General features: G+C 63.1%; 22 protein-coding genes and 1 pseudogene. 9 read left to right on the top strand and 14 right to left on the bottom strand.

Annotation, left to right across the window (positions count from 1 at the left end):
• Positions 1-56: 56 nt before the first annotated feature.
• Both JWV26_RS18960 and JWV26_RS18955 read right to left on the bottom strand, forming a co-directional pair.
• Positions 57-1,055, bottom strand: a complete 999-nt coding sequence (locus tag JWV26_RS18960; RefSeq protein ID WP_206417565.1) for a transketolase family protein — start codon at positions 1,053-1,055, stop codon at positions 57-59.
• Positions 1,052-1,903: a transketolase gene (locus JWV26_RS18955; RefSeq protein ID WP_196456121.1), complete on the bottom strand. Its 852-nt coding sequence runs from the start codon at positions 1,901-1,903 to the stop codon at positions 1,052-1,054. The genes JWV26_RS18960 and JWV26_RS18955 overlap by 4 nt, the downstream gene beginning before the upstream one ends.
• A gap of 195 nt (positions 1,904-2,098) precedes the next feature.
• Between JWV26_RS18955 and gcvA the strand changes: the two genes are divergently transcribed.
• The 3 genes from gcvA to JWV26_RS18940 all read left to right on the top strand — a co-directional run bounded on the left by gcvA (position 2,099) and on the right by JWV26_RS18940 (position 4,431).
• Positions 2,099-3,016, top strand: coding sequence for a transcriptional regulator GcvA (gene gcvA, locus JWV26_RS18950; RefSeq protein WP_196456119.1), 918 nt, complete (start codon positions 2,099-2,101; stop codon positions 3,014-3,016).
• Positions 3,017-3,177: 161 nt separating this feature from the next.
• Complete coding sequence (locus JWV26_RS18945) at positions 3,178-3,723, top strand: hypothetical protein (protein ID WP_196456117.1); 546 nt, start codon at positions 3,178-3,180, stop codon at positions 3,721-3,723.
• A 147-nt stretch (positions 3,724-3,870) separates the two neighbouring features.
• The gene (locus tag JWV26_RS18940) at positions 3,871-4,431 is read left to right on the top strand and encodes a type 1 glutamine amidotransferase domain-containing protein (RefSeq protein ID WP_206417564.1); all 561 of its coding nucleotides are present in this window, start codon (positions 3,871-3,873) and stop codon (positions 4,429-4,431) included.
• Between the two features lie 12 nt (positions 4,432-4,443).
• Here JWV26_RS18940 and JWV26_RS18935 read toward each other — a convergent pair whose 3' ends face one another.
• Complete coding sequence (locus JWV26_RS18935) at positions 4,444-6,111, bottom strand: sensor domain-containing diguanylate cyclase (RefSeq protein WP_206417563.1); 1,668 nt, start codon at positions 6,109-6,111, stop codon at positions 4,444-4,446.
• 343 nt (positions 6,112-6,454) lie between these two features.
• On the opposite strand from JWV26_RS18935, the gene JWV26_RS18930 reads away from it, so the two are divergent.
• Complete coding sequence (locus JWV26_RS18930; protein ID WP_206417562.1) at positions 6,455-8,506, top strand: TonB-dependent receptor; 2,052 nt, start codon at positions 6,455-6,457, stop codon at positions 8,504-8,506.
• Positions 8,507-8,693: 187 nt separating this feature from the next.
• Here the strand turns inward: JWV26_RS18930 and JWV26_RS18925 are convergent, their stop codons facing one another.
• Together JWV26_RS18925 and JWV26_RS18920 are read right to left on the bottom strand one after the other, a co-directional pair.
• Complete coding sequence (locus JWV26_RS18925) at positions 8,694-9,833, bottom strand: acetyltransferase domain-containing protein (RefSeq protein WP_206417561.1); 1,140 nt, start codon at positions 9,831-9,833, stop codon at positions 8,694-8,696.
• A gap of 87 nt (positions 9,834-9,920) precedes the next feature.
• Positions 9,921-10,900 (bottom strand): annotated as a pseudogene (locus JWV26_RS18920) (GlxA family transcriptional regulator).
• A gap of 89 nt (positions 10,901-10,989) precedes the next feature.
• Here JWV26_RS18920 and JWV26_RS18915 point away from each other — a divergent pair.
• A complete protein-coding gene (locus JWV26_RS18915; protein WP_206417560.1) occupies positions 10,990-12,192 on the top strand; it encodes an NAD(P)/FAD-dependent oxidoreductase in 1,203 nt (400 codons plus the stop codon).
• Positions 12,193-12,278: 86 nt separating this feature from the next.
• The gene (locus JWV26_RS18910) at positions 12,279-14,051 is read left to right on the top strand and encodes a S8/S53 family peptidase (protein WP_206417559.1); all 1,773 of its coding nucleotides are present in this window, start codon (positions 12,279-12,281) and stop codon (positions 14,049-14,051) included.
• Between the two features lie 12 nt (positions 14,052-14,063).
• On the opposite strand, the gene JWV26_RS18905 is transcribed toward JWV26_RS18910, so the two are convergent.
• The 8 genes from JWV26_RS18905 to JWV26_RS24555 all read right to left on the bottom strand — a co-directional run bounded on the left by JWV26_RS18905 (position 14,064) and on the right by JWV26_RS24555 (position 20,540).
• On the bottom strand, positions 14,064-14,594 hold the full coding sequence (locus JWV26_RS18905) for a GNAT family N-acetyltransferase (protein WP_017677588.1): 531 nt from the start codon (positions 14,592-14,594) through the stop codon (positions 14,064-14,066).
• Between the two features lie 64 nt (positions 14,595-14,658).
• Positions 14,659-15,228 (bottom strand): DUF1285 domain-containing protein, encoded by a 570-nt coding sequence (locus JWV26_RS18900; protein WP_206417558.1) that lies wholly within the window; start codon positions 15,226-15,228, stop codon positions 14,659-14,661.
• Positions 15,229-15,334: 106 nt separating this feature from the next.
• On the bottom strand, positions 15,335-15,937 hold the full coding sequence (locus JWV26_RS18895) for a DUF4823 domain-containing protein (RefSeq protein WP_206417557.1): 603 nt from the start codon (positions 15,935-15,937) through the stop codon (positions 15,335-15,337).
• A 100-nt stretch (positions 15,938-16,037) separates the two neighbouring features.
• Complete coding sequence (gene arsJ, locus JWV26_RS18890; protein WP_206417556.1) at positions 16,038-17,267, bottom strand: organoarsenical effux MFS transporter ArsJ; 1,230 nt, start codon at positions 17,265-17,267, stop codon at positions 16,038-16,040.
• A 194-nt stretch (positions 17,268-17,461) separates the two neighbouring features.
• A complete protein-coding gene (locus tag JWV26_RS18885; protein WP_206417555.1) occupies positions 17,462-18,466 on the bottom strand; it encodes an ArsJ-associated glyceraldehyde-3-phosphate dehydrogenase in 1,005 nt (334 codons plus the stop codon).
• Between the two features lie 13 nt (positions 18,467-18,479).
• On the bottom strand, positions 18,480-18,980 hold the full coding sequence (locus tag JWV26_RS18880) for a cyclin-dependent kinase inhibitor 3 family protein (protein WP_206417554.1): 501 nt from the start codon (positions 18,978-18,980) through the stop codon (positions 18,480-18,482).
• Between the two features lie 18 nt (positions 18,981-18,998).
• Positions 18,999-19,712: an arsenical resistance protein ArsH gene (gene arsH, locus JWV26_RS18875; protein ID WP_420890275.1), complete on the bottom strand. Its 714-nt coding sequence runs from the start codon at positions 19,710-19,712 to the stop codon at positions 18,999-19,001.
• A 51-nt stretch (positions 19,713-19,763) separates the two neighbouring features.
• On the bottom strand, positions 19,764-20,540 hold the full coding sequence (locus JWV26_RS24555) for a metalloregulator ArsR/SmtB family transcription factor (protein WP_206417553.1): 777 nt from the start codon (positions 20,538-20,540) through the stop codon (positions 19,764-19,766).
• Positions 20,541-20,646: 106 nt separating this feature from the next.
• Here JWV26_RS24555 and arsB point away from each other — a divergent pair, with 106 nt between their 5' ends.
• The 3 genes from arsB (at position 20,647) to JWV26_RS24550 (ending at position 22,268) form a co-directional block, all read left to right on the top strand.
• The gene (arsB, locus tag JWV26_RS18865; RefSeq protein ID WP_206417552.1) at positions 20,647-21,723 is read left to right on the top strand and encodes an ACR3 family arsenite efflux transporter; all 1,077 of its coding nucleotides are present in this window, start codon (positions 20,647-20,649) and stop codon (positions 21,721-21,723) included.
• Between the two features lie 107 nt (positions 21,724-21,830).
• Positions 21,831-22,103 carry a hypothetical protein gene (locus tag JWV26_RS18860; RefSeq protein WP_206417551.1) on the top strand — a complete coding sequence of 91 codons (273 nt, stop codon included), beginning with the start codon at positions 21,831-21,833 and terminating at the stop codon, positions 22,101-22,103.
• Positions 22,104-22,136: 33 nt separating this feature from the next.
• Positions 22,137-22,268 carry a hypothetical protein gene (locus tag JWV26_RS24550; RefSeq protein WP_277425976.1) on the top strand — a complete coding sequence of 44 codons (132 nt, stop codon included), beginning with the start codon at positions 22,137-22,139 and terminating at the stop codon, positions 22,266-22,268.
• Positions 22,269-22,294: 26 nt separating this feature from the next.
• Here the strand turns inward: JWV26_RS24550 and JWV26_RS18855 are convergent, their stop codons facing one another.
• Entirely contained in the window at positions 22,295-23,263 is a 969-nt protein-coding gene (locus JWV26_RS18855; protein WP_206417550.1) for a GTP 3',8-cyclase MoaA, read from the bottom strand.
• Between the last annotated feature and the right edge of the window lie 28 nt (positions 23,264-23,291).

Raw genomic sequence — 23,291 nt, 5'->3', positions numbered from 1 at the left:
CCTTGCAGTTGCGCCGTGAGCCGGCACGTGAATACAGGGTCGAGATCGCGCGGCGTTCAGCCGAGCCAACCCTTGATGGTGGCCGACATCGCCTCGGTGGAAATGCCGTAACGGTCATGCAGGGTCGGCAGCGCACCGGCATCGAGGAAGGCATCGGGCAGCGCAATCTGCCGAAATTGCGGAGTAACCCCGGCAGTCAGCAGCGCCGTGGCGACGGCTTCGCCGAGCCCGCCGACCGAGCTGTGGTTTTCCGCGACCACGACCAGGCGTCCGGCGCGGCCTGCTTCACGCAGGATGGTCGCCACATCGAGCGGCTTGATGGTCGGTACGTGCAGCACGCCGACGTCGACCTTGTCCGCTTCCAATGCCTTGGCCACTTCCAGGGCGCGCATGGTCAGGATGCCGGACGAGATCACCAGCACATCACGGCCGTCTCGCAGCATCTTGGCCTTGCCCAGTTCGAAGCTGTAGCCATACTCGTCGAGCACCAGCGGCACGTTGCCACGTAGCAGGCGCATGTACACCGGGCCTTTGTGGTCGGCGATCTGCGACACGGCCTGTTCGGTGTCGAGGGCATCGCAGGGATCGACGATGGTCATGCCCGGAATACCACGCATCAGCGCGATGTCCTCGGTGGCCTGATGGCTGGGACCATAACCGGTGGTCAGTCCAGGCAAGGCGCAGCAAAGTTTGACGTTGAGGTTTTCCTCGGCGATCACCTGATGCACGAAGTCGAAGGCACGTCGAGTAGCGAATACCGCGTAGGTGGTGGCGAACGGTACGAAACCTTCCTTGGCCATGCCGCCGGCCGCCGCCATCAGCAGTTGTTCGGCCATGCCCATCTGGAAGAAGCGATCCGGGTAGGCCTGCCCGAACAGGTGCAGGTCGGTGTACTTCGCCAGGTCCGCGGTCAGGCCGACGATCTCCGGGCGGTTGGCGGCCAGTTCGACCAGGGCCTTGCCGAATGGGGCGGACTGTACGCGCTGCCCTTCGGAGGCAATCGAGGCGATCATCGCCGAGGTGGTCAGGCGTGGCTTCTTGGCGGTGGTGCTCATCGGGCGTCTCCCTGGGCTTGGTCGAGAATATCGAGGGCCTGCTGCCACTCGGCCTGGTCGACACGGATGAAGTGGTTCTTCTCGCGGGCTTCGAGGAATGGCACGCCCTTGCCCATCAGGGTGTCGCAGAGGATCACGCGCGGCTTGGCTTCGGTGAGGTTGCGCGCAGTGTCGAAGGCCTTGATGACCGCGGCGAGGTCGTTGCCGTCGACACGCTGAACATGCCAGCCGAACGCTGCCCACTTGTCAGCGAGCGGCTCGAAGCCCAGCACCTTGGTCGAAGGGCCATCGGCTTGCTGGTTGTTGATGTCCACCAGGCAGATCAGGTTGCCCAGGCCATGGTGAGCTGCGCTCATCGCCGCTTCCCAGGTCGAGCCTTCGTCCAGTTCGCCATCGGACATCGAGTTGTAGACGAAAGCCGGGTTACCCTTCAGGCGCAGGCCGAGCGCCATGCCCACGGCAATAGGCAGGCCCTGGCCGAGCGAGCCGCCTGACATTTCCATGCCTGGGGTATAGGTCGCCATGCCGGACATGGGCAGGCGGCTGTCATCGCTGCCGTATGTCTCCAGTTCGTCCTCGGGAATGATCTTCGCCTCGATCAGCGCCGCGTAGAACGCGATGGCGTAGTGGCCGTGGGACAGCAGGAAGCGGTCACGACCTTCCCAGGTTGGGTCCTCGGGGCGCACGTTCAGCGCGTGGCAGTAGGCGGTCGCCAGCACGTCGGCGTAACCCAGTGCCTGACCGACATAGCCCTGCCCTTGCACCTCGCCCATCTGCAGCGCAAAGCGGCGGATACGGTAGGCGCCTTCGGCAACCTTGGCGTGGACGGAAGAATTATTGTTCTGCACGCAGTTCTCCTTGCTATGGCCCGACACGGGATGCTGCCGGAGCCTCATATGTCTCGATTGGAGAGAGAATCTCCAGGCCTGCCAGGGCGCTGAATCAGCACGTTTGGCGAGTGAGACAAAGCCTATTCCCTTGATTTTTTGAGCTCAAACGAATAGTTAAGGCAGATAGGTGAACTGAACTAATGTGAAAACACCATGCAAAACCGCGTTTCTTTTAAGGCAATTCAGGCCTTCGAGGCAGCCGCACGCCTGTCTTCCTTTGCGTTTGCAGCGGAGGAGCTCTTCGTCACCCCTTCAGCGGTCAGCCATCAGATAAAGCTGCTGGAGGAGCAATTTGGTGTTCGCTTGTTCCATCGCGTGCATCGCGCGGTGGTGCTGACCGATGCCGGCCGTGTGTATGCCGAAGAGGTTTCGGCGGCATTTGCCAGAATCGATATGGCGACCCGCGAGCTGGGGCGCACCGCCAAAAGCGACATCCTCACCGTGCACTCGACACCCAGTTTCGCCACGCAGTGGCTGATGCCCCGACTGGCAAGGTTCAGCGCTTTGGAGCCGGACATCGACGTGCGGCTGAACTCGTCTTACCCGGCACCTGCCGACCTGCTGACCCAGGGCGTGGACATCGATATCCGCTATGGCATGAAACGGCTGCAGCCCGCCGGCACCATGGTGCTGCCTTTCCCTGCAGAAACCATCGTGCCGCTCTGTGCGCCATCGCTTGCGCATGGGGAACACGCAATCCGAGCACCTGAGGATCTGTGTCATCACACCTTGATTCACAGCGAGGTGTGCCTGGTCAGTTGGCGCGACTGGATGCGCCAGCACCGCAAAGTGCCGCTGGATATATCGCGTGGGCCACGCTTCGATCGCTCGTTCATGGCCATCAGTGCAGCCGTGGATGGCTTGGGGATTTGCCTCGAAAGCCTGCTGCTCGCGCAACGCGAACTGGCCAGTGGGCAACTGGTGGCACCGCTTGGCCTGGCAGGGCCCAAGGTGCAGGGCTACACCTTCAACCTGCTGCGCTCACGGGCGGAGCTCCCCAAGATCCGGAGTTTCCAGGACTGGCTCTTCAGCGAGCTGGAAGGTCGCCCCCAGCCAAATCGTCATGCCTGAGCAAGCAGATAACCGCTACTCGCCTTGGTTCCGATCGCCTGTGCCTGGCTCAACCGGCGGCTGGCATCGTCTCGACAAAAACTCTGAATGACTGAGACGCACGCAGTCTAAATCCTCATTCCCCGCCAGCATCTCTCCAGACCGATAGCCGAGCAACACCGATGAAAACCTCGCGAATCATTACCTCCGACATCCATGACCCACTGCGTGAAAAACAGGCGGAGTTGCTGATATTCGGTACGCCGAAGGAGCGGCTCGATTTCTATCGGCGGGAAATTCAGTACGAAACCAGCCTGCTGGCCGGGCGCACCAACTCGTATCTGACGGCGCAGTCATTTCTGGTGATCGCCTATGCATCGTCCATGGCCAACCTGAACGAGAACTGGGGGGCACTATTCACTCTGGTGGTTCCGGCGCTGTTCACGCTGCTGGGCATCATCAGTTCACTACACGCCTGGCCGGGGATCAGGGCCTCCGCGACGATCATCGAGCACTGGCACTACAAGCAGGAGCAGCTGCTGCGCAGCGATCCCGAGTTCGGCCATGCCTATGACGACTCACCACTGTTCAGCGAGAAGGAGGCCAGCCGGGAGAGTACCTACAAATCATTGTTGTTCTTTCTGCGCTCGCCCTGGCTGTTCATCGTTTTCTGGAGTGTACTGGGCGTGTTCTCGGTCTGGTTGCAGTTGCCCTCAGCGAATCTGTGAGCCGGCCGAGATGGGCCTGATAGGAGCCATCGCCCGCCAATCAAGTCGAACTTCTGCTTCTTACACCTTTCAATCCTGATACATGCCGCGTTCGCCAACGCGACCATTCACTGCGCCCCGTGCGGCGCATCAGCGGAGGTATCGATCATGAGTTCGAATCTGCAAGGCAAGAAGGTGCTGTTCATCACTGCCAACACGGGCATCGAGCGCGACGAGCTGCTCAAGCCGATGCAGGCGTTGAAGGATCAGGGCGCCAGCGTCACCCACGCCAGCGTCAAGGGCGGCGAGGCCGAAACCTGGCTGAAGGACAGCAAGAAGGACGTCAGCGTGCAATCCGACACCCAGCTCAAGGGAGTGGGCGCGGCGGACTACGATCTGCTGGTGATCCCCGGCGGTACGGTGAACGCCGACAACATGCGCCAGGATGAGGACGCGCAGCGCCTGGTGCGGGAGTTTCGTGACGCCGGCAAGACGGTCGCGGCGATCTGCCATGGCCCCTGGCTGCTGATCGATGCTGGCGTGGTGCCGGGCAAGGTGCTGACGTCGTATGCCAGCGTGCGCCTGGATCTGGCCAACGCCGGTACGAGCTGGGTAGACGCCGAGGTGCAAGTTTGCCCAGGGCAGAACTGGACGCTGATCACCTCGCGCAACCCCGACGATATTCCTGCGTTCAACGAGGCCATCAGCCAGGCGTTGCTGGCGGCCTGAGTCAGCCTGCCGTCAGTGATACTCGATGCGATTTCGCCCGCCGCGCTTGGCGCAGTAAAGGGCGATATCGCTGCGCGACAGGGCGGCCTCGACGCTGGCATCGCTGGCGTTGAGCGATGAGATGCCGACGCTGACGGCGAGGAAGATCGGCTCCCCGGCATGCAGGATCGGCGCCCTGGCCAGTTCGCTCTGGATGCGCGTGGCGAAGTGCATGGCCTTGTCCAGACTCGCATCGCTGAGCACCACGGCGAACTCTTCGCCACCCAGTCGCCCGGCTGTGTCGGCCTTGCGCAGCTGGCTGCTTAGAATTCCCGCGAAATGGCGCAGCGCCTGGTCGCCGACATCGTGGCCCCAACGGTCGTTGATGGTCTTGAAGTAGTCCAGGTCGAACATCAGGATCGCCGCACTCTGTTCAGGGCTGCGTTGCAGGCGCGCCAGTTCTGCCTCGAGCTGACACATGAAGTGCCTGCGGTTGGCGAGCTGGGTGAGGAAGTCGGTGGTGGCAAAGGCCTGCAGCTCGGCCTCGATCTGCTTGCGTTCAGTCACGTCAGTCATGAAGCCATGCCAGATCACGCTACCGTCTGCTTCGCGACGCGGGCAGGCTTCACCCTGGCACCAGGCGACTTCACGCCCCGGCACCTGCACGCGGAACTCCAGATGCCAAGGCGTGAGTTGCTCGGCCGATAGCTGGAAGGAGTCGATGAAAGCCGCGCGGTCATCCGGGTGAACGATGGCGGTCAGCGCCTCAGCGTCCTGCATCAGTTGCATGGCGCTGAGGCCGCAGATGGCTTGCGCGCCGGCGCTGGCGTAGGTAACGGCGTACTTGCCATCGCTCTGCCGGCGGAACTGGAAGACCATGCCGGGAATTTCATTGGTCAGGTCGGTCATCAGGGTAGCGGACTGCTGTACCTGCTCGGACAGGCGGCGCATGGCGGTGATGTCGGTGGTGGTGCCGATCATTCGCAGCGGTTTGCCATGCTTGTCGCGCTCGACCACCTTGCCGCGGCTGCACACCCATTTGTACTGGCCGTCACGGCAACGCAGACGGTGCTCCACCTCATAGGCATCGGTACGCTGATCCAGGTGTGCCTGGATGGTCGCGCGCACGTAGTCGAGGTCGGCTGGATGTACGCGGGTATAGCTCTCTTCGATGCGATTGCCGATTTCATGGTCGGCATAGCCGAGCAACGCCTTCCAACTGCTGGAGTAGTAAATCTCGCCGCTGCTGATGTCGCGGTCCCAGATGCCGGTACCACTACCAGCGATGGCCAGTGCCATGCGTCGTTCACTATCGCGCAGGGCGGCGATCTCATGACGCTGCCGGGCTTCGTCGGCCTCGCGTGCCAGTAGATCGAGGGTCAGGGTGGCGAAGTCCTGCAGAGCCTCCTGTTGCCTGGCATCGAGCGTACGTGGCCGGTCGAAATGCAGGTACAGCGTGCCGAGCCGGGCACCTGCTTGCGCCTGCAGTGGCCAGACGAGCGTGGTGGGCGTGGTTTCGCTGATGCCGATGATCTTCGCCACATCGCTCAGACCAGGGCTGGCCAAGATACGGCGCGCAGAGCCGGCGCCAGTAACCAGCACGGCGGCCGAGTCGAAATACCGGCCAAGCAGGCGCACTAAGCCATCGAGCCGCTCATCATTGGCACTGCTGGGCGCATTGACCGAACACAGGGGCTGCATAGTGATTCTGTTTGGATAGAAACGCGGAAGACGCCTGATATTGATACGCCATTAGCTGGCCGGCGTCTAATCGTTCGTGCAGATCAGGCCACTGTGTATCGGCCGTTGCGCCGACAGCTCAACCTCAGACGCCTCTAGCCAGAGCCTTTGCGGCACCCGTGGCTTGATTTCGAACTGGTCGAGCGCATCAGAATTGTTATGATATAACATCTGAATTGGAGATGATTCGTCGATATGTTCCGGCCGACCGGACAACCCGCTGCCGCCAGGAGACTCGCCAGCTCGCGCGGCAAACCAACGCAACACCCTCCCTCACTTAGAAAACGCAACGCTAGGAATACCCATGAAAGCCACTTCGGCCTCCCTCGCCGTCATGACCGCCCTGGTCACGCCTCAGATTCACGCCGCCTCCTCCGGCAACTCCACCGTTTCGCTCGGTTCGGTCTACGTCACCCCCGAGGCCAGCGGCACGCTGCGCACCGACAGCATCCTGAGCTCGGTCGACATCATGGGCAGCGACAAGATCGAGGATAAGAACGTGATGAACAGCTGGGAGCTGGTGGGCCAGATGCCCGGCATCCAGCTGACCGAGACGCGCATGGGTGCCGAATCCGGCAAGGTGACCTTCCGCGCGTTCAATGGCGAGGGCTACATCAATGGCATCAAGACGTTGATCGACGGCGTGCCGAGCAACGTCAACAGCGGCAACCAGCGCTTCATCGACATGATCTTCCCGCTGGATATCGACTACATCGAGGTGGTGCGCGGCACCAATGACCCGCGCTACGGCCTGCACAATATCGGCGGCAACATCAATTTCGCCACCCGTCAGGGCGGCAACTACACCGACGGCCGCCTGACCTACGGCAGCTTCAACACCCGCGAATTCCAGCTGGCCGTAGGCCACGAGGAAGGCAACTTCGCGCAGAACTACTTTCTGGCCAAGCAGGATTCCGACGGTTTCCGCGACCACAGCAACTCCAACAAATACTCCCTGGGCGGCAAATGGTTCGTCACCGATGACGAGCAGACCATGAAGCTCGGCGTAATCGCCCGCCTCTACCACCACCAGGCCGAAGAGCCGGGTTTTCTCACCGCACAGGAGCTGGCCGCGAGCCGCTCGCAGTCGCCGGAGAAGAACGCCAACGACGGCGACGACCGCGACATGAAGCACCTCAGCGCGCATGCCGACTTCCAGCTCAGCGACGACCTGAGCCTGAGCAACAAGCTGTACTACAACAGCTACGACGATGACCGTACCGTGACTTTCACCAGCTACCCGGTCGGCAATGCCCCGCGTCAACGCCGCCAATGGGAAGAGCGCCAGACCGGCGTGCTGAGCAACCTGACCTGGCGCGCCCACGAGATGCTGACCCTCGACGGCGGCATCAACTACGAGCAGCAGAACAACGAATACCGCCGCTACCGCTACAACTTCGGCATCCCCACCGATTTCGACGCGCCGCCGGCACGCACGCAAAACGACGACAGCTACACGCTGTACAACACCGGCGCCTATGCCCAGGCGATCATCCAGCCCATCGAGCAGCTGAAAATCATCCCGGCGTACCGCGTCGACAAGTTCTCCGGTAATACCGAGCTGATGAACGGCGAGAAGGCCGAGCTGCAGGACTACGGCTGGATCGAGCAGCCCAAACTCAGCGTGGTGTACAGCATCACCCCGGACATCAACGTCTACGCCAACTGGGGGCGTACCTTCCAGATCCTCACTGGCTCCACCGCACCGGCCTACATGACCGCCGGCCAGGCCTCGTACAAACCGTCGATCAACACCGGCAAGGAAGTGGGGGTGAAGTTCAAGCCGTTCGCCGGCTCGGAGGCGCGCATCGCCGTGTGGCAACAGGAAGCCACCGACGAGGTGGCCAACATGCCCAGCACCGGCACCACCGTCGGCCTGGGTGAAACCAAGCGTCGCGGCATCGACATGCAGCTCACCGCACAGCTGAACGACCACTGGACGGTGTGGGGCTCGCACGCCATCCAGGAAGCCAAGGTGGTCAGCGCGTTCACTGCTGGCGGGCAGTCGCTGTCCGGCAAGGAGGTGTTCTCCACGCCGCGCTACATCAGCAATGCCGGGGTCGACTACCAGTTCAACGACGCCTGGCGCTTCGGCCTGTCGGCCCGCGCCCAGGGCGACTACTACATCGACGAGCTGAACCAGCAAGGCAAGTACGGCGGCTTCGCGGTGCTCGATGCCAACGTGCGCTATCAGGTATCGGCCACCACCAGCCTTGACCTGCAGATGAAGAACCTGACCGACCGCGACTACGAGTACGTATGGTTCGACAACTTCTTCTGGGGCGGCGATGACCAGCCGATGTTCTCCCCTGCTCCAGGTCGCTCGGCCTACCTGTCAGTGAACATGAAGCTGTAACGCCGGAGCCACTCGGAAAGACTCCACAACTCGACCTGTAGGAGCCGGCTTGCCGGCGATCGCATCAGTCAGCCATCGCCCGCAAGTGGGCTCCGTGCCAATGCCGAGCGAACGTAGGGTGCGCCGTGCGCACCGGAATTTCCGATGTGCCCGTTGGTGCGCGCGGCGCACCCTACGACAGAGGTTCCTAGAGGTACTTCAACCAGCGAATGTCGCGGCGCCGCGCCTTGAGCCGGGCGAACCATTGCGTGGGCGCAAACAGCAGCAGCGCCAGTCCCAAGCTCGCTATCCAGATCCAACCCATCGAATCGAAGCCGAAGTAGTGCCCCTGGTTCGCGCCCCAGATGGCGAAGGCGGCGATGTAGAGCAGCTTCAGTACGTACAGGTGCAACAGGTAGAAGAACATCGGCGCGCTGCCGAACACGGCCAGCGTGCGCACCATGCGCCCGTCATTGCGGCGCTCGAAGTAGGCCAGCAGCAACAGGCCGACGCCCAGCGTCAGCGCCAGGAACAGCAGCGACGGCGGGTATTTGGTGATGTTGAACAGGCCCATCAACGTTTGCAGTGCGGTTTCTTCCACGGCCCAGGGTTTCTCGCCATAGCCGTTGAGCAGGCGCAGCATCACGAACAGCGCCAGCGCGCCGAAACCTGCACGACGCAACCATTGCAGACGCTGCTCGGGCGCGCTGGACCAGCGGAACCACGGGCCGATCACATAGCCCAGGGCAATCACCCCGATCCACGGCAGCACCGGGTACGACGTGCGCAGGCGCAGCATGTCGGAAAACTCGATCCAGCCGCGGTCATGCAGGATCGCCCACGGAATGTGCATCGCCGACTCCGCGTCGAAGTGCAGCCCATCGAGCAGGTTGTGCCCCGCCACCAGCGCCAGACCCAGCACAGCCAGCAGCGTTCGCGGCAGCCACAGCAGCACGGAGAGCGCCAGCATGCTCAGGCCGATGGCCCAGATCACCTGCAGGTAGATCACCGTGGGCGGGAAATGGAAGGTCCAGGCGAAGTTGACCAGGGTGAACTCCAGCACCACCAGAAACAGCCCGCGCTTGAACAGGAAGGCGCTGGTCGCCGCCCGGCTCATCTGTTTCTCGCCATAGAGAAACGCCGAGAGCCCGGTGAGCAGGATGAACACCGGCGCGCACAGATGCGCCAGGGTACGGCTGAAGAACAGCGCAGGATCAGTAGCGGTCACGTCCATCGGGTCGCCGACCTGCTGGTGCAGGTAGAAGGTTTCGCGAACGTGATCGAGCAACATGAAGAGGATGACCAAACCGCGCAGGGCGTCGATCGAGAGCAGACGATTGGAGGACATGGAGGGCTTCGAATGGGGCTTGAAGAGAACGTAATACTATAACCAGATTCTGCCGAGCCGATGCCATCCACCTGCGGCGCAGAGCCTTCAGCGCGAGAAGCGTCTTCGATAATCCCGCGGCGAAATCGCTAAATGACGTTGGAATGTCGCACGCATTCGCTCCTCGTCACCGAACCCACATTGCCTGGCGATAACATCGATATTGCGGGTGGAGTCCTCCAGCAACCGGCGCGCGGCTTCGAGGCGGAAAATTTCCACTGCCTTGGCCGGCGTGCGCCCGGTCTTCTGTTTGTACAGGCGGGAGAAATGCCGCGGGCTCATGTGGCAGCGCTCGGCCATGATCTCGACATTCAGCTCCGGGCTGCTCAGGTGATCGCCCAACCAGCGGTGCAGCTCATCGAAGGTCGAGGTGTCCTTGGCCTGTGCCTGCAACAGCTCGCTGAACTGCGCCTGCCCGCCAGGACGCTTGAGAAAGACCACCAGCTCACGCGCCACCTGCATGGCCACCTCTCGCCCGCAATCGGCCTCGACCAGTGCCAAGGCGAGGTCGATACCGGCACTGACCCCGCAGAGGTCCACACTGTGCCCTGCTCGATGAAGATGGCGTTGTTGTCCACTTCGATGGCCGGGAAACGCGCCTTGAGCATGTCGCACATCGCCCAATGCGTCGCCGCGCGCTTGCCCTCGAGCAAACCCGCATGAGCCAGCAGAAAGGTGCCACTGCATACGGAGGCCGTGCGCCGCACTCGGCGTGCGTTGCTGGCGATCCAGGCGATCAGTTCGGCCGATTCGGCCACCGCACGCTCGATTTCCGGCGCGCCAGGCACGATCAGCGTATCGACCTGCGCCAGCTGTACCTCTGCCAGCGGCTGGGTATCCACCACCAGGCCTTCGGCAGTGCCCACCAAACCGCCCGCAAGGCTGACAGTGAGGCGCTCGTAACCTGGCAAACCGCGTTCGTGCATGGCCTTGGTGGCCGCCCAGAACACCGTCTGCGCGCCGGTAAGATCGAGCAGACCGACTTGCGGGTAGGCGAGAAACAGAACGGTACGTGGGCGAGTTGGCATGATTTCTGGGGTATATGTCGTATCTGCCGAAATGCTCCTCTCCTAGCATGGCTCCGTCAAACGAAACGAGCCAAAGCCAGGAGTACCAGATGAAACAACGCATTCTGATTGTCGGTGGTGGTTTTGCCGGGGTATGGAGCGCCCTCAGTGCCATGCGCCTGCTCGATCAACACGGACGAACGGATATCGGCGTAACCATGCTCGCCCCTCAGCCGGAGCTGCGCATTCGACCGCGCTTCTACGAGCCGAATGTGCAAAGCATGAAAGCGCCTCTCACCGAGCTGCTGGCAGCCGTGGGTGTGGAATTCGTCCAGGGCACGGCCGAGGGTATCGATGCACCGCGTCAGCAGGTCAGCTATCGCGACGCCGCCGGCAAGCCGGGGAGCCTGAGCTACGACCGCTTGGTGCTGGCCTCGGGTAGCCGCCTGATGCGCCCAGCGCTGGAGGGCATGGAGGCGCATTTGTTCGATGTCGATGAAATCGAGCAGGCGGTGCGCCTGGAGCAGCACCTAGCGAGCCTGGCAGAGCGTCCGCCAAGCACCGCACGCAATACCGTGGTGGTCGCCGGCGGCGGCTTTACTGGCATCGAGACCGCGACGGAAATGCCGGCACGCTTGCGCGCCCTGCTCGGCGATGACGCCGCCATTCGCGTGGTAGTGGTCGATCGTGGCGAAGAGATTGCCGCCGCGCTGGGTGATGGCATTCGTCCGGCGATCAGCGAGGCGTCGCGGGAACTGGGAATCGAATGGTGCCTGGGACGCATGGTGGTGGCGGTCGATGCCGATGGCGTGACCCTCGATGACGGCCAGCGTATCGCCTCCCATTCCGTGATCTGGACCGTGGGTTTTCGCGCCAGCGCGCTGACCGAGCAGATCAATGCTCCACGCGATCATCAAGGCCGACTGCAGGTCGACAGCCAGCTCAAGGTTCAGGGTCAACCGGCAATCTTTGCAGCAGGCGATACCGCCCGCGCCGCAACGGACGATGTCGGCAACTTCAGCGTGATGTCCTGCCAGCACGCCATCGCCTTGGGTCGCCACGCCGGCAACAACGCTGCAGCCGAACTGATCGGGGTAGCGGCGACGCACTACAGCCAGCCCAAGTACGTGACCTGCCTTGATCTCGGCGCCTGGGGTGCGGTGTACAGCGAAGGCTGGGATCGCCAGGTAAAACTGATCGGCAGCGAAGCCAAGACGCTGAAACAACAGATCAACAGCCTGTGGATCTACCCGCCGGTCGCTGATCGCGCCGTCGCCCTGGCAGCCGCCGACCCGGCGATTCCAGTAGCCTGAGCGAACCAGCCACTTTCTCCCAACCTGAACAAAGCGCGGCGAAGGCAGTCGGAAAAGCAGGACAATCGTCACGGAAACCCTGCCCCATGCTGCCCAACCGCGCCCTTCTCTCCGCTTTCGTCTTGGCCCTGCTCAGCCCCGTTGCCGAGGCGCAGGAGCCGTTGCGCATCCAGAGCCTGCAGCGCTGCGGCGACTTGCTCGCCAGTGAAAAGCAGGAATGGTGCATGCAGGTGCGTGGCCTTGGCGCGAAGCTGCCCAGGCTGCACCTCGGCGACGACACCCTGCCCGCTTCGGCGGTCAAGCGTACTGGCGATGGCCTGCGCCTACAGTTGAACAGCAACGAACATCGCAGCGCACCGCTGTGGCTGGAGGACGACTCGCGCGCCAGCAATTCGGTGTGGTTGTCGCTGCATCGCAGCCATGTGCTCGCTGCCGGCCCGGATGAAGTGGCGAAGAACATGGATGGCCTGACCACCTATGTCGACCTGGTCAGCCTGCTGATCGAGGAAAGCCACGACGGCCTTGACGAGGCCAGGCGTCTGGCGAAGAAATACGACGCCAAGGTGGTCGGCGCCATCCCACCGCTGAACGTCTACCAGTTGCGCCTGCCGGTGAAAAACCTGACCGAGCGCGATGCGCTGGTGCTGCGCATCGGCAACGAAACCAGCGTCGATGCCGTGGTGGTGGAAGAAAGCGCGCCGGAGCGTGGCGAAGAGCGCGAAGCTGCGCGCCAGCCGGCACGCAAACCGGAAAAGAACTCCGAAGAGTGGGCGGCGAACCGCTTCATGGATGCGGTGAACTATTATCAGCGACGCATCCCGGCGGGCGAGACGCCCATAGAGGCCGAACCGATCCGCGTCGGCGTGATCGAGCGCAATGTCGATTTCGATTCGCCCGACTTCGCCGATTACCTCGGCGCCTGCCCCGATGGCAAACCGCGCACCTGCGTCTATGCGCGTGATGCCGACGAGCCGGACAACCACGGCAGCACCGTGGCCGGGATTCTCGCCGCGCACTGGGACAAGGGCGGCAACACCGGCTTCCTGCGCGGGCTGGACAAGGCCAGCCAGGGCTTCGAAGTCATCGTCGAGCGCAACTCGGACGCCGGCATCACCGCCAACATCGCCGCATCGGTGAACCTGGTGGAAGATGGCGTACGCGTCCTCAACTGGAGCTGGGGCATCCACCGTGTTGGTACGCGCAACGTCGAAGGCGACGAAATCGATTCGCTGGTGCGCTCGGGCATCGCCATGAGTGGCTATGAGGAGTTGCTGGAGGAGTTCTTCCTCTGGCTGCGCGAGGAACACCCGGACGTGCTGGTGATCAACTCCGCCGGCAACGGTTCCTCCTACTCCGGCCAGGACGAGTACCGCCTGCCCTCCTCCTTCATCACCGAGCAATTGCTGGTGGTCGGCGGGCATCAGCGCAACAAGGAAAAGGAGGTCGAGATCGACGACCCGAACTACGCGGTCAAACGCAACTCGTCGAACGTCGACATGCGCGTCGACATCACCGCCGCCGCCTGTGCCCGCGCTTCAACCCGTGAGGTCGATGCGACCGGCGACGTGCATTGCGGCACCTCCTACGCCACGCCCCTGGTGACCGGTGTGGTCGCCGCCATGCTGTCGATCAATCCGCGCCTGCAGCCGGAACAGGTGCGCATGCTGCTACGGCGCAGCGCCATGACCATCGGCGGTGACTACGACTTCGAACCGATGGACGCCGAAGACCTGACCGCGCCGATCCTGCCATCGGAGCGCAACTACAGGATGAGCGACAAGGACGTGGGTCGCTCGGCGCGGCTGGATATGCAGAAGGCGCTGGACCTGACGGTACAGAGTCGTGATCGGGTGCGTTGAGGGCCGTTCAGGTCACTCGCCGGAAACTCGCTCGTAGAGTTCGACCGGCTCCAGCTTACCCTGGCAGCCGCACTGGCTGTGGCCAAGGCCCAGATGGCGGAAGCCGGCCTTGAACAGCACTCGGCCAGATTGCGGATTGCGCGCCAGGTGGCTGGCGTGCAGACGACGCAGACGCAGTTGCTGGAAGGCGAAATCCACCAGGGCATTGCAGGCCTCGCTGGCGTAACCACGGCTCCAGTAAGGCACGCCGATCCAATAGCCCACCTCGGCCTCGCCGCGGCCGATGTCCTTGAGCGCCATGCTGCCGACCAACTTGCCGCTGGCCGACTCGGTGATGATGAAGTTGGCCGCCGTGCCACTGGCCCAATCCTGCGCGCAGCGCTCGATCCACTGCTGCGCCAGCTCGGGCGGATAGGGATGGGGAATGCTGCTGGTGACATCGGCAATACGAAAATCACCAGCCAGACGTTGCACCTCGGCAGCATCCTCCGGCTGCGGTGGGCGCAACGTCAGACGTTCGGTTTCGATGCGATGCTCATCCATCTGCGTCTCCTGTCAAACCCGTAGGGTGCGCTACGCGCACCGGCGCTTCTCCCGAATTGCCCACTCAGACCGGGGACGGCCCGATGGGATAGAACTGCCCGGCACTCCACACCCCCAGCCAAGGCTTGCGGTCCACTTCGCGCTCCACCGCCAGTTCCACCAGTTGGTAGAACACGTTGCGATGAATCAGCGCTTCGAGGTTACGCCGCACCAGAATATAGGGCGAGGGTTCGAGTGTCGCAGGGTCGATCTCCACCCGAATCGGGTGCTCGACGCCGGCCACGACCTCGTCCTCGACGTTGGTGGTAAAGCGCAGCACCTGCGCTTCGCCCTCACCTTCCACCTGCAGGGTCACGGCAACGAAAGGCGCGTCGTCTACCTTGATACCCACCTTCTCCACCGGCGTGATCAGGAAATAATCGTCGCCGTCACGGCGGATGATGGTGGAAAACAGCCGCACCATGGGTTTGCGGCCGATGGGCGTGCCCAGGTAATACCAGGTGCCATCGCGGGCGATACGCATGTCGATATCGCCACAGAAATCGGGGTTCCACAGGTGCACAGGGGGCAGGCCCTTGCCTTCGCCCTTGGGGATCTGCGCCAGCAGGTCGCCGGCCTTGCCTGGATCGCTCATGCTCTCTCCTCGTCCATATTTTGCCGGGGACTGAAGAGGATACACCGTGGCACCTGTCGCGGCTAAAGCCCCTCCCACAAGAGCGGCGCGCCGATTGCCCCTATTCTTAGCGGGCAACACCCAGCAGGCTGCGCGCATAGTCGTGCAGCGGCGGGCCGATCAGGTCCTGCGGCTGGGCGTCGTAAAACGTCAGGAATCCGCCACGGCTGCGAATCCGCGCGGTGTCGACCAGGAAGCGGGTATTGGTTTCGATCAGCATCAGCTGGATCGATGCCCGGTCAGTGCCGAGGCGATCTGCAGCCTCCTGATCCTCCCACTCCTCCAGGGTGCCGATGCGGTCATCGCTGTAGGCGAAACGCGCATACAACAGATAATGTGCGCCAGCCCCGCGCGCCTCGGCCATGGCTTCATCCAGGCCTGCCGGCTGACGTGCGCGGCGCACCAGCGGGAAGTATTCGACGAAGCCCTTGAACGCCTCCTCGGCCACCACATTGGGCCGCGGGTAGCCGTGGCCTGGCGGCACGAAGTGGCCCTGGGCGATGTAGATGAAGGAGTCCTGCTGCAGGCGCCGCGAGGCCATGCGCTCGGTACGGCCGTGGTCGAGAAACCCGGCATCGCGCAGGTGGTACTCGGCGCCGCTGGCCAGATCGCTGACCTTCATGCACCCGGTCAGGCCCAGCAGCGCCACCAGTAGAAGCAGGTTACGCATGAATCGATCCTCCTCGCCGGTGACGGAAATCCGGCGGATGAGGCGTAGATGCAGGTTCTGCGCCAGCCTTATTCAAGTCCCACCTTGCATTTCAGCGACCTCAGGCCTGCCGAGCGGTATCGCGGTGTCTGGGCAAGGCGATGGAAATCAGCGCAGCGGCCAGTACGAACGCGCTGGACACCCACAGGCAGGCCTCCAGCCCATAAGCCTGGAAGACCCAGCCCGACAGCAGCGTGCCGATCAGCCGCCCCAGCGCGTTGGACATGTAGTAGAAGCCTACGTCCAGCGATACGCCGTCTTCCTTGGCGTAGCTGACGATCAGGTAGCTGTGCAGCGAGGAATTCACCGCGAACAGCACGCCGAACAGCATCAGCCCACCGAGCAAGACCGCCTGCGCCGACCAGCCGGCGCCCAGGCCCAAGGCGATCAGCGCCGGCAGCCCGGCCAGCAGCGCGGCCCAGACGAAAGCCGCGCGGCCGTCCGGCACATGCCCGCTTTGCTTGCCGGTGATGCGCGGGGCAAGCGATTGCACGATGCCGTAGCCGATCACCCAGCTGGCGAGAAAGCCGCCGACCAGCCAGAAGTCCCAGCCGAATACCGAGCTCAGGTACACCGGCAGCGCCACCACGAACCAGACGTCACGCGCACCGAAGAGAAACAGCCGGGCAGCCGAAAGAATGTTGATCGCCCGGCTCTTGGAGAGCATGTCGCGGAATTTCGGCTTGGCCTTGGCCTTGCCCAGATCCTTCTTCAGCAGCACCAGGCTGGCCAGCCAGATCAGCGCCAGCGCGGCAGCCATGGCCAGCACCGCGCCGGTGAACCCGAGCACGGCGAGCAGCGCGCCACCCAGGAAGAAGCCGACGCCCTTGAGCGCATTCTTCGAGCCGGTGAGGATGGCCACCCATTTGTACAGCGTGCCCTGCTGACTGTCCGGCACCAGGAGCTTGATCGAGCTCTTGGCGCTCATCTTGTTCAGATCCTTGGCGATGCCGGACAGTGCCTGGGCGCCCATGACCCAGGGCACGGTCAACCAGGCAGCCGGCACGGTGAGCATCAACAGCGCCAGCACCTGCAGACCAAGGCCGATGTTCATGGTGCGGTTCAGACCCAGCCGCGCTCCCAGGTAGCCGCCCACCAGGTTGGTGACCACGCCGAAGATCTCGTAGAACAGAAATAGCGCGGCGATCTGCAGCGGCGTGTAGCCCAGGCTGTGAAAATGCAGCACCACCAACATGCGCAGTGCGCCGTCAGTGAGGGTAAAGGCCCAGTAGTTGCCGGTTACCAAGAGGTACTGGCGGATCTCCGGAGAGAGTCGTGCGAGGGCGTGCATGGCGTGATTTCCTGATCGGGCGTTATAGCGGCCGGAGGGCTGGCCTCAAACGTAGGGTGCGCCGCGCGCACCATGGCGCTCCCTAACGGGCATACGAGCAAGCCGATGATTCGTCCCAGGCAGCAGGAAGGACGCCCATAAGCCTGTCCTTCCCATTCGGTGCGCTGGCTGGTGCGCACGGCGCACCCTACGAATCAGCTGGCCTGGCCGACCATCCGCGCCAGCTCCACCGCACGATTGGCATAGCCCCATTCGTTGTCGTACCAGGCATAGATCTTCACCTGAGTGCCGGCCACCACCATGGTCGAGAGCGCATCGATGATCGAAGAGCGCGGATCGGTGCGATAGTCGATGGACACCAGCGGGCGCTCCTCGTAGCCGAGGATGTTCTTCAGTGGGCCATCGGCGGCGGCCTTGAGCAGCGCGTTGACTTCCTCGGCCGTGGTGGCGCGCTCGACCTCGAACACGCAGTCGGTCAGCGAGGCGTTGGCCAGCGGCACGCGCACGGCATGGCCGTTCAACTTGCCGCGCAGCTCGGGGAAGATCTCGGCAATCGCCGTGGCCGAACCGGTGGTGGTCGGGATCAGGCTCATGCCCGAGGCACGGGCGCGGCGCAGATCCTTGTGTGGTTGGTCGAGGATGCTCTGGGTGTTGGTCAGGTCATGGATGGTGGTGATCGAGCCGTGGCGAATGCCCAGCGCCTCGTGGATAACCTTGACCACCGGTGCCAGGCAATTGGTGGTGCAGGACGCGGCGGTGACGATGCGATGCTGCGCCGGGTCGAACAGGTACTGGTTGACGCCCATCACCACATTCAGCGCGCCCTGCTCCTTGACCGGCGCGCAGACCACCACGCGCCCCACGCCCTGATCCAGATAACCCTGCAGCACGGCGACCGTCTTCATCTTGCCGCTGGCCTCGAGCACCAGGTCGCAGCCGCTCCAGTCGGTGTCGGCGATGGCCTTGTTGGCGCTCACCTTGATGCGCTTGCCATCGATCACCACGCAATCGCCCTCGCTGCCCGCCTCATGCTGCCAGCGGCCATGCACCGAGTCGAAATTGAGCAAGTGCGCGTGGGTGGCGGCGTCACCTGCCGGGTCGTTGATCTGCACGAACTCCAGTTCGGGCCAGTTCCAGGCGGCGCGCAGAGCCAGACGGCCGATGCGGCCAAAACCGTTGATGCCTACTTTGATGGTCATGTCGATGCCTCTGTTAGTGGGTCACGTCGAACTGGTTGATCCAGTTGACGTGAGCGGGATGCTGGATGGCCTTGGGCCGCAGTGCCTGCACCAAGGCGATGGCCTGACTGCGCGCGATGCCGGTTTCGATGAGGATGCGTGCGGCGATCAGACCGGTGCGCCCGGAGCCGCCCTTGCAGTGGATGGCCAGCGAGCGGCCGCCACGCAGGTGTTCGACAATCGCCTGGCGCGATGCCCGCCAGCCTTCGCCGAACGCCTCCAGCGGCACCTGTTCGTCGGCCACCGGCAGGTGATACCAGGCCAGGTCCAAGGCCTGGCACTGCTGGGCGATTTGCTCGGCGCCGTTGGCGGCCAGTTCGTTGTAGGGCATCAGCGTGATCACGCCCGCTGCCCCAGCCCCCTTCAGCGCCAGTAGCGCTTCTTCAAGCGTGGTTTCACGGGTGCCTGGGCAAGGCGTGAAGATCAGCGTGCCGGCCAGGCCGGGCACGCGCAGGATGTCGTAGGGATGAGTCATGGCGGGCAGTTCCTTTGCTCAGATGGCGCGCTGATTGACGCGTTTGGACAGTTCTTCGGCCGACTCCTTGCGCTCGGAATAGCGATCGACCAGGTAGTCGGAGCGATCGCGCAGCAACAGGGTGAACTTGACCAGCTCCTCCATCACGTCCACCAGGCGGTCGTAGAACGAGGACGGCTTCATCCGGCCCTCAGCGTCGAACTCCATGAAGGCCTTGGGCACCGAAGACTGGTTGGGGATGGTGAACATGCGCATCCAACGCCCCAGCACGCGCAGTTGATTGACCACGTTGAACGACTGCGAGCCGCCGCAGACCTGCATCACCGCCAGGGTCTTGCCCTGGGTCGGGCGGACCGCGCCCATGGCCAGCGGCACCCAGTCGATCTGCGCCTTGAACACGGCGGTCATCGCGCCGTGACGCTCGGGGGAGCACCACACCTGGCCTTCCGACCACTGCATCAGTTCGCGCAGCTCCTGCACCTTGGGATGGCTGTCCGGCGCATCGTCCGGCAGCGGCAGGCCGCGCGGGTCGAAGATGCGCGTCTCGGCGCCGAAGTGCTGCAACAGGCGCGCGGCCTCCTCGGTCATCAGGCGACTGAAGGACTTCTCGCGAGTGGAGCCGTACAACAGCAGGATGCGCGGCGCGTGGGTCGAGGCCGACTCGATGGTGAGCTTGTCGGCAGTCGGCAGCTCGAGCAGTTGCAGGTCGGCGTTGGGCAGGTCGTCTTGCACGGTGTCGCTCCAGGAATGGGGTCAGAACAGAATCTTCAAGAGGCTCGCCGCTCAGTCACAGGCGGGCTTGCGCCCAGGGCGGTCACGCATCTGCCACAGGCGCTGCACATCCGGGCGCAGCCACTCGGCATTGCTGTCCAGGGTGCGCTTGAGCACGTCCCTGACCCACTCGGGCAACTGCGGATGCAGGCGGTAGTACACCCACTGCCCATTACGGCGGTCTTCCAGCAGACCGCTGCTGCGCAGCAAGGCCAGGTGGCGGGAAATCTTCGGCTGAGCCTGTTCCAGCGCCGCGGTCAGCTCGCAGACGCACAGCTCCTGCTCCAGGGTAACGAGCAGGGCGATGCGCGCGCGCGTCTCGTCGGCCAGGCACTTGAACACGTCGGTGGGGGCCATGGCCTCGGGGTCACCGCTGGCCGGCTTGCTCTTGATCAGCACGAACATCTTTATCCGCTCGTGGATCTCGTGCAGGGTCTTGCGATAGGCGTCCTTCTGCGAACTGGTCGCCGGATCCTCGAAGTTCCAGGCGATGTATTCGCCAGTGCCGGGCAACGCCAGGCACTCCAGCGCGGACTTGTCGCACAGGGTGATCACATAGTCGAACGGCTCGCCGGCGACCTGCTCGACCGACTTGCTGAACAGCCCGGCGGTAGAAACGCCAAGGTGCTCCAGCGCATCGCGGGTGCGCGGGTCTACCGCAGTGGGCGCGGTGCCCGCACTGAAGGCTTCGAAATGTTCGGAGTCGGTATGGCGCAGTAGCGCTTCGGCCATCTGCGAGCGCGACGAGTTGGCCACGCAGAGGAACAGGACACGCTTTTTCTGACTCATGTTGATTTCCGTCAAGGATGCACATGAGCGAATATATTATTTTGCGAATATGCAGTAAAGCGAATATGTTTGAGCCATGCGCCCATGACGAGGATAGGCAACCAAGATGACAAATGCGTGTGACACCGCCCTGAAGCAATCCGCAGGCGCGCCCCTGGGTTTCTTCGAGCGTTACCTGACCCTGTGGGTATTCCTCTGTATCGCGGCCGGTACGGTACTCGGCCTGCTCGCTCCGCAGGCCGCTCAGGCAGTCGGCGCCATGGAAGTTGCCCAGGTGAACATCCCGGTCGGCGTGCTGATCTGGGTGATGATCATCCCCATGCTGATGAAGATCGACTTCGGCTCGCTGCATGAAGTGCGCGGGCAGAAAGCCGGCATCGGCGTCACCCTGTTCGTCAACTGGGTGGTCAAGCCCTTCTCCATGGCCCTGATCGGCTGGCTGTTCGTCAAGATCCTGTTCGCCGACTGGCTGCCGGCCGACCAGCTCGACAGCTACATGGCCGGGCTGATCCTGCTTGGCGCCGCGCCCTGCACGGCGATGGTGTTCGTGTGGAGTAACCTGTGCAACGGCAACGCCAACTTCACCATCAGCCAGGTGGCCCTCAACGACCTGGTGATGGTGTTCGCCTTCGCCCCCATCGTTGCCCTGCTGCTGGGCGTGTCGTCGATCCCGGTGCCCTGGGACACCCTGCTGCTATCGGTGGTGATGTACATCGTCATCCCCCTGGCCATCGCCCAGGCCATACGCGCCCACCTGCTCAAGCGCGGCAAGCCCACCTTCGAAGCGGCCCTGGCGAAAATCTCTCCCTTCTCCATCATCGCTCTGTTGGCCACCCTGGTGCTGCTGTTCTCCTTTCAAGGCCAGGCCATTGTCGAACAACCACTGGTGATCGGCATTCTGGCCATGCCCATCCTGCTGCAGACGCTGCTGATCGCTGCACTCGGCTACTGGCTCAACCGCTCACTGAAGGTACGCCATGACGTGGCCGGCCCCTCGACCATGATCGGCGCCTCCAACTTCTTCGAGCTGGCCGTGGCCGTGGCTATCGTGCTCTACGGCTTCGACTCCGGTGCGGCGCTGGCCACCGTGGTCGGCGTGCTGATCGAGGTGCCGGTGATGCTCTGGCTGGTACGCATGGTCAACAAGAGCCGCAACTGGTACGAGCGCGCCTTGCACCGCTAACCAGGGAAATTTTACATATGGTTAGACACATATACGGATAATGTAATAAGCAAGTCACATAGCCTGCGCTAGGGTGTGCCTACCCCAACACCCTAGGATGCACAACGATGAAAAAGATCGCCCTGACCGCCCTGATGCTCTCCAGCCTCTTCGCCGGCACCGCACTGGCCAGCCAGTACGACCGGCCTGGCTTCGTCACCGAAGTCGAGGACGGCCGTCTGTGGGTATTTCGCGAGAACTCTCAAGAGCTGAAGGACTTCAAGGCCACTGGCGAGCCGGCCAAGCAGTTCACCGACATCGGCAGCGGCCCGGAGGGCATGACGGTCAAATCCGCTGACGAGCAGACCCTCAAGGATTACCTGCAGGCAGTGAAGAAGTAATCATGAGACAAGCGTCGGGCGTATGAAAAGACGATGCGCCTGACGCTCGCAGCCGCCTTCGGGCGGCTTTCTTTTGCGCTGGACCGAAAGCCTGATGAAGAGCACCCCGGCGCTTTCTTTTTCAGAGAGCAGTCGGCAATCGCCGAGAAAGGATTGCGTAGCTAAGTCGTTCCAGAACAGCCAACCAAGCATCAGCCGCCGATGATCTTCATCACGGTGACGCCGCCGGAGAAGGCTAGGTCCTGCTTGTCGCCGAGTGCCTTGACCAGCAGACGCTGCAGCGTCGGCAAGGCCTGGTGACGGGGTTTGTCCAGCAGGTCGCCAACGAAGTGGCGGTTGCTCGACGATAGGCAGCCGTGCAACCAGCCGGTAGACGACAGGCGCAGGCGCGAGCAGGTACGGCAGAACGGCACGCTTTCGTTGGCGATCACGCCAAAATGACCGGCACCGGGAATGGCGTAGCGCATCGCCGTGGCATCCACCGGAGCGCTGGCCTGAACATACTGGTGACGGGTGCCGATCAGCTCGAGCAGCTCGGGCAGACCGACGAATTGCTGGTTGAAGGCATTGGGGTCGCGCGCCAGGTGGCCCATGCGCATCAGTTCGATGAAGCGCAACTCGAAACCGCGTTCCAGGCAGTACTCGAGCAGCGGCAGTACTTGGTCGAGGTTCTGCCCGCGCAACGGCACCATGTTGACCTTGAGCTTCATCCCGGCTTCGCGCGCCACCTCCATGCCGGCCAGCACGGTGGCCAGGTCGCCGCCGCGGGCGATGCTGCGGAAGGCGTCAGCATCGAGGGTATCGAGGGAAACATTGAGACGGCGGATACCGCATTCGACCAGCAGCGGTAGCTTGCGCTCGAGCAACTGGCCGTTGGTGGTCAGGCTGATATCGTCGAGACCGAGTTGACTGACCTGCCGCAGGAAAGGCTCCAGACGCGTGCTGACCAGCGGTTCACCACCAGTGATGCGCAGGCGCTCGATGCCGGCTGCTTCGATCAGATAAGCCACGCCACGCGCCATGGCGTCGGCGGAGAGTTCGTCTTGAGCGGCGACCAGACGCTTGCCGTTCGGCACACAATAGGTGCAGGCGTAGTTGCAGGCGGCGGTCAGGCTGACGCGGAGGTTGCGAAAGCGTCTGCCCTGGCGGTCGACGATCATTGAGAGCTCCAGTTCGTTAAGAACCGGA

Source organism: Ectopseudomonas toyotomiensis, from assembly GCF_017167985.1.
Taxonomy (GTDB): Bacteria; Pseudomonadota; Gammaproteobacteria; order Pseudomonadales; family Pseudomonadaceae; genus Aquipseudomonas; species Aquipseudomonas toyotomiensis.
Note: the sequence above shows the minus strand (reverse complement) of the source record. Positions and strands in the feature narration are given on the sequence as shown.

What these genes read in the sequence shown, in the direction of transcription:
- JWV26_RS18945 (WP_196456117.1), top strand. Translation starts at nt 3,178, where the DNA reads ATGAAAACCTCGCGAATCATTACCTCCGACATCCATGACCCACTGCGT.
- gcvA (WP_196456119.1), top strand. Translation starts at nt 2,099, where the DNA reads ATGCAAAACCGCGTTTCTTTTAAGGCAATTCAGGCCTTCGAGGCAGCC.
- arsB (WP_206417552.1), top strand. Translation starts at nt 20,647, where the DNA reads ATGACAAATGCGTGTGACACCGCCCTGAAGCAATCCGCAGGCGCGCCC.
- JWV26_RS18940 (WP_206417564.1), top strand. Translation starts at nt 3,871, where the DNA reads ATGAGTTCGAATCTGCAAGGCAAGAAGGTGCTGTTCATCACTGCCAAC.
- JWV26_RS18905 (WP_017677588.1), bottom strand. Translation starts at nt 14,594, where the DNA reads ATGGATGAGCATCGCATCGAAACCGAACGTCTGACGTTGCGCCCACCG.
- JWV26_RS18885 (WP_206417555.1), bottom strand. Translation starts at nt 18,466, where the DNA reads ATGACCATCAAAGTAGGCATCAACGGTTTTGGCCGCATCGGCCGTCTG.
- JWV26_RS18900 (WP_206417558.1), bottom strand. Translation starts at nt 15,228, where the DNA reads ATGAGCGATCCAGGCAAGGCCGGCGACCTGCTGGCGCAGATCCCCAAG.
- JWV26_RS18915 (WP_206417560.1), top strand. Translation starts at nt 10,990, where the DNA reads ATGAAACAACGCATTCTGATTGTCGGTGGTGGTTTTGCCGGGGTATGG.
- JWV26_RS18930 (WP_206417562.1), top strand. Translation starts at nt 6,455, where the DNA reads ATGAAAGCCACTTCGGCCTCCCTCGCCGTCATGACCGCCCTGGTCACG.
- JWV26_RS18935 (WP_206417563.1), bottom strand. Translation starts at nt 6,111, where the DNA reads ATGCAGCCCCTGTGTTCGGTCAATGCGCCCAGCAGTGCCAATGATGAG.
- JWV26_RS18880 (WP_206417554.1), bottom strand. Translation starts at nt 18,980, where the DNA reads ATGACTCATCCCTACGACATCCTGCGCGTGCCCGGCCTGGCCGGCACG.
- JWV26_RS18855 (WP_206417550.1), bottom strand. Translation starts at nt 23,263, where the DNA reads ATGATCGTCGACCGCCAGGGCAGACGCTTTCGCAACCTCCGCGTCAGC.
- JWV26_RS24555 (WP_206417553.1), bottom strand. Translation starts at nt 20,540, where the DNA reads ATGAGTCAGAAAAAGCGTGTCCTGTTCCTCTGCGTGGCCAACTCGTCG.
- JWV26_RS18860 (WP_206417551.1), top strand. Translation starts at nt 21,831, where the DNA reads ATGAAAAAGATCGCCCTGACCGCCCTGATGCTCTCCAGCCTCTTCGCC.
- JWV26_RS24550 (WP_277425976.1), top strand. Translation starts at nt 22,137, where the DNA reads ATGCGCCTGACGCTCGCAGCCGCCTTCGGGCGGCTTTCTTTTGCGCTG.
- JWV26_RS18960 (WP_206417565.1), bottom strand. Translation starts at nt 1,055, where the DNA reads ATGAGCACCACCGCCAAGAAGCCACGCCTGACCACCTCGGCGATGATC.
- JWV26_RS18910 (WP_206417559.1), top strand. Translation starts at nt 12,279, where the DNA reads ATGCTGCCCAACCGCGCCCTTCTCTCCGCTTTCGTCTTGGCCCTGCTC.
- arsJ (WP_206417556.1), bottom strand. Translation starts at nt 17,267, where the DNA reads ATGCACGCCCTCGCACGACTCTCTCCGGAGATCCGCCAGTACCTCTTG.
- JWV26_RS18925 (WP_206417561.1), bottom strand. Translation starts at nt 9,833, where the DNA reads ATGTCCTCCAATCGTCTGCTCTCGATCGACGCCCTGCGCGGTTTGGTC.
- JWV26_RS18895 (WP_206417557.1), bottom strand. Translation starts at nt 15,937, where the DNA reads ATGCGTAACCTGCTTCTACTGGTGGCGCTGCTGGGCCTGACCGGGTGC.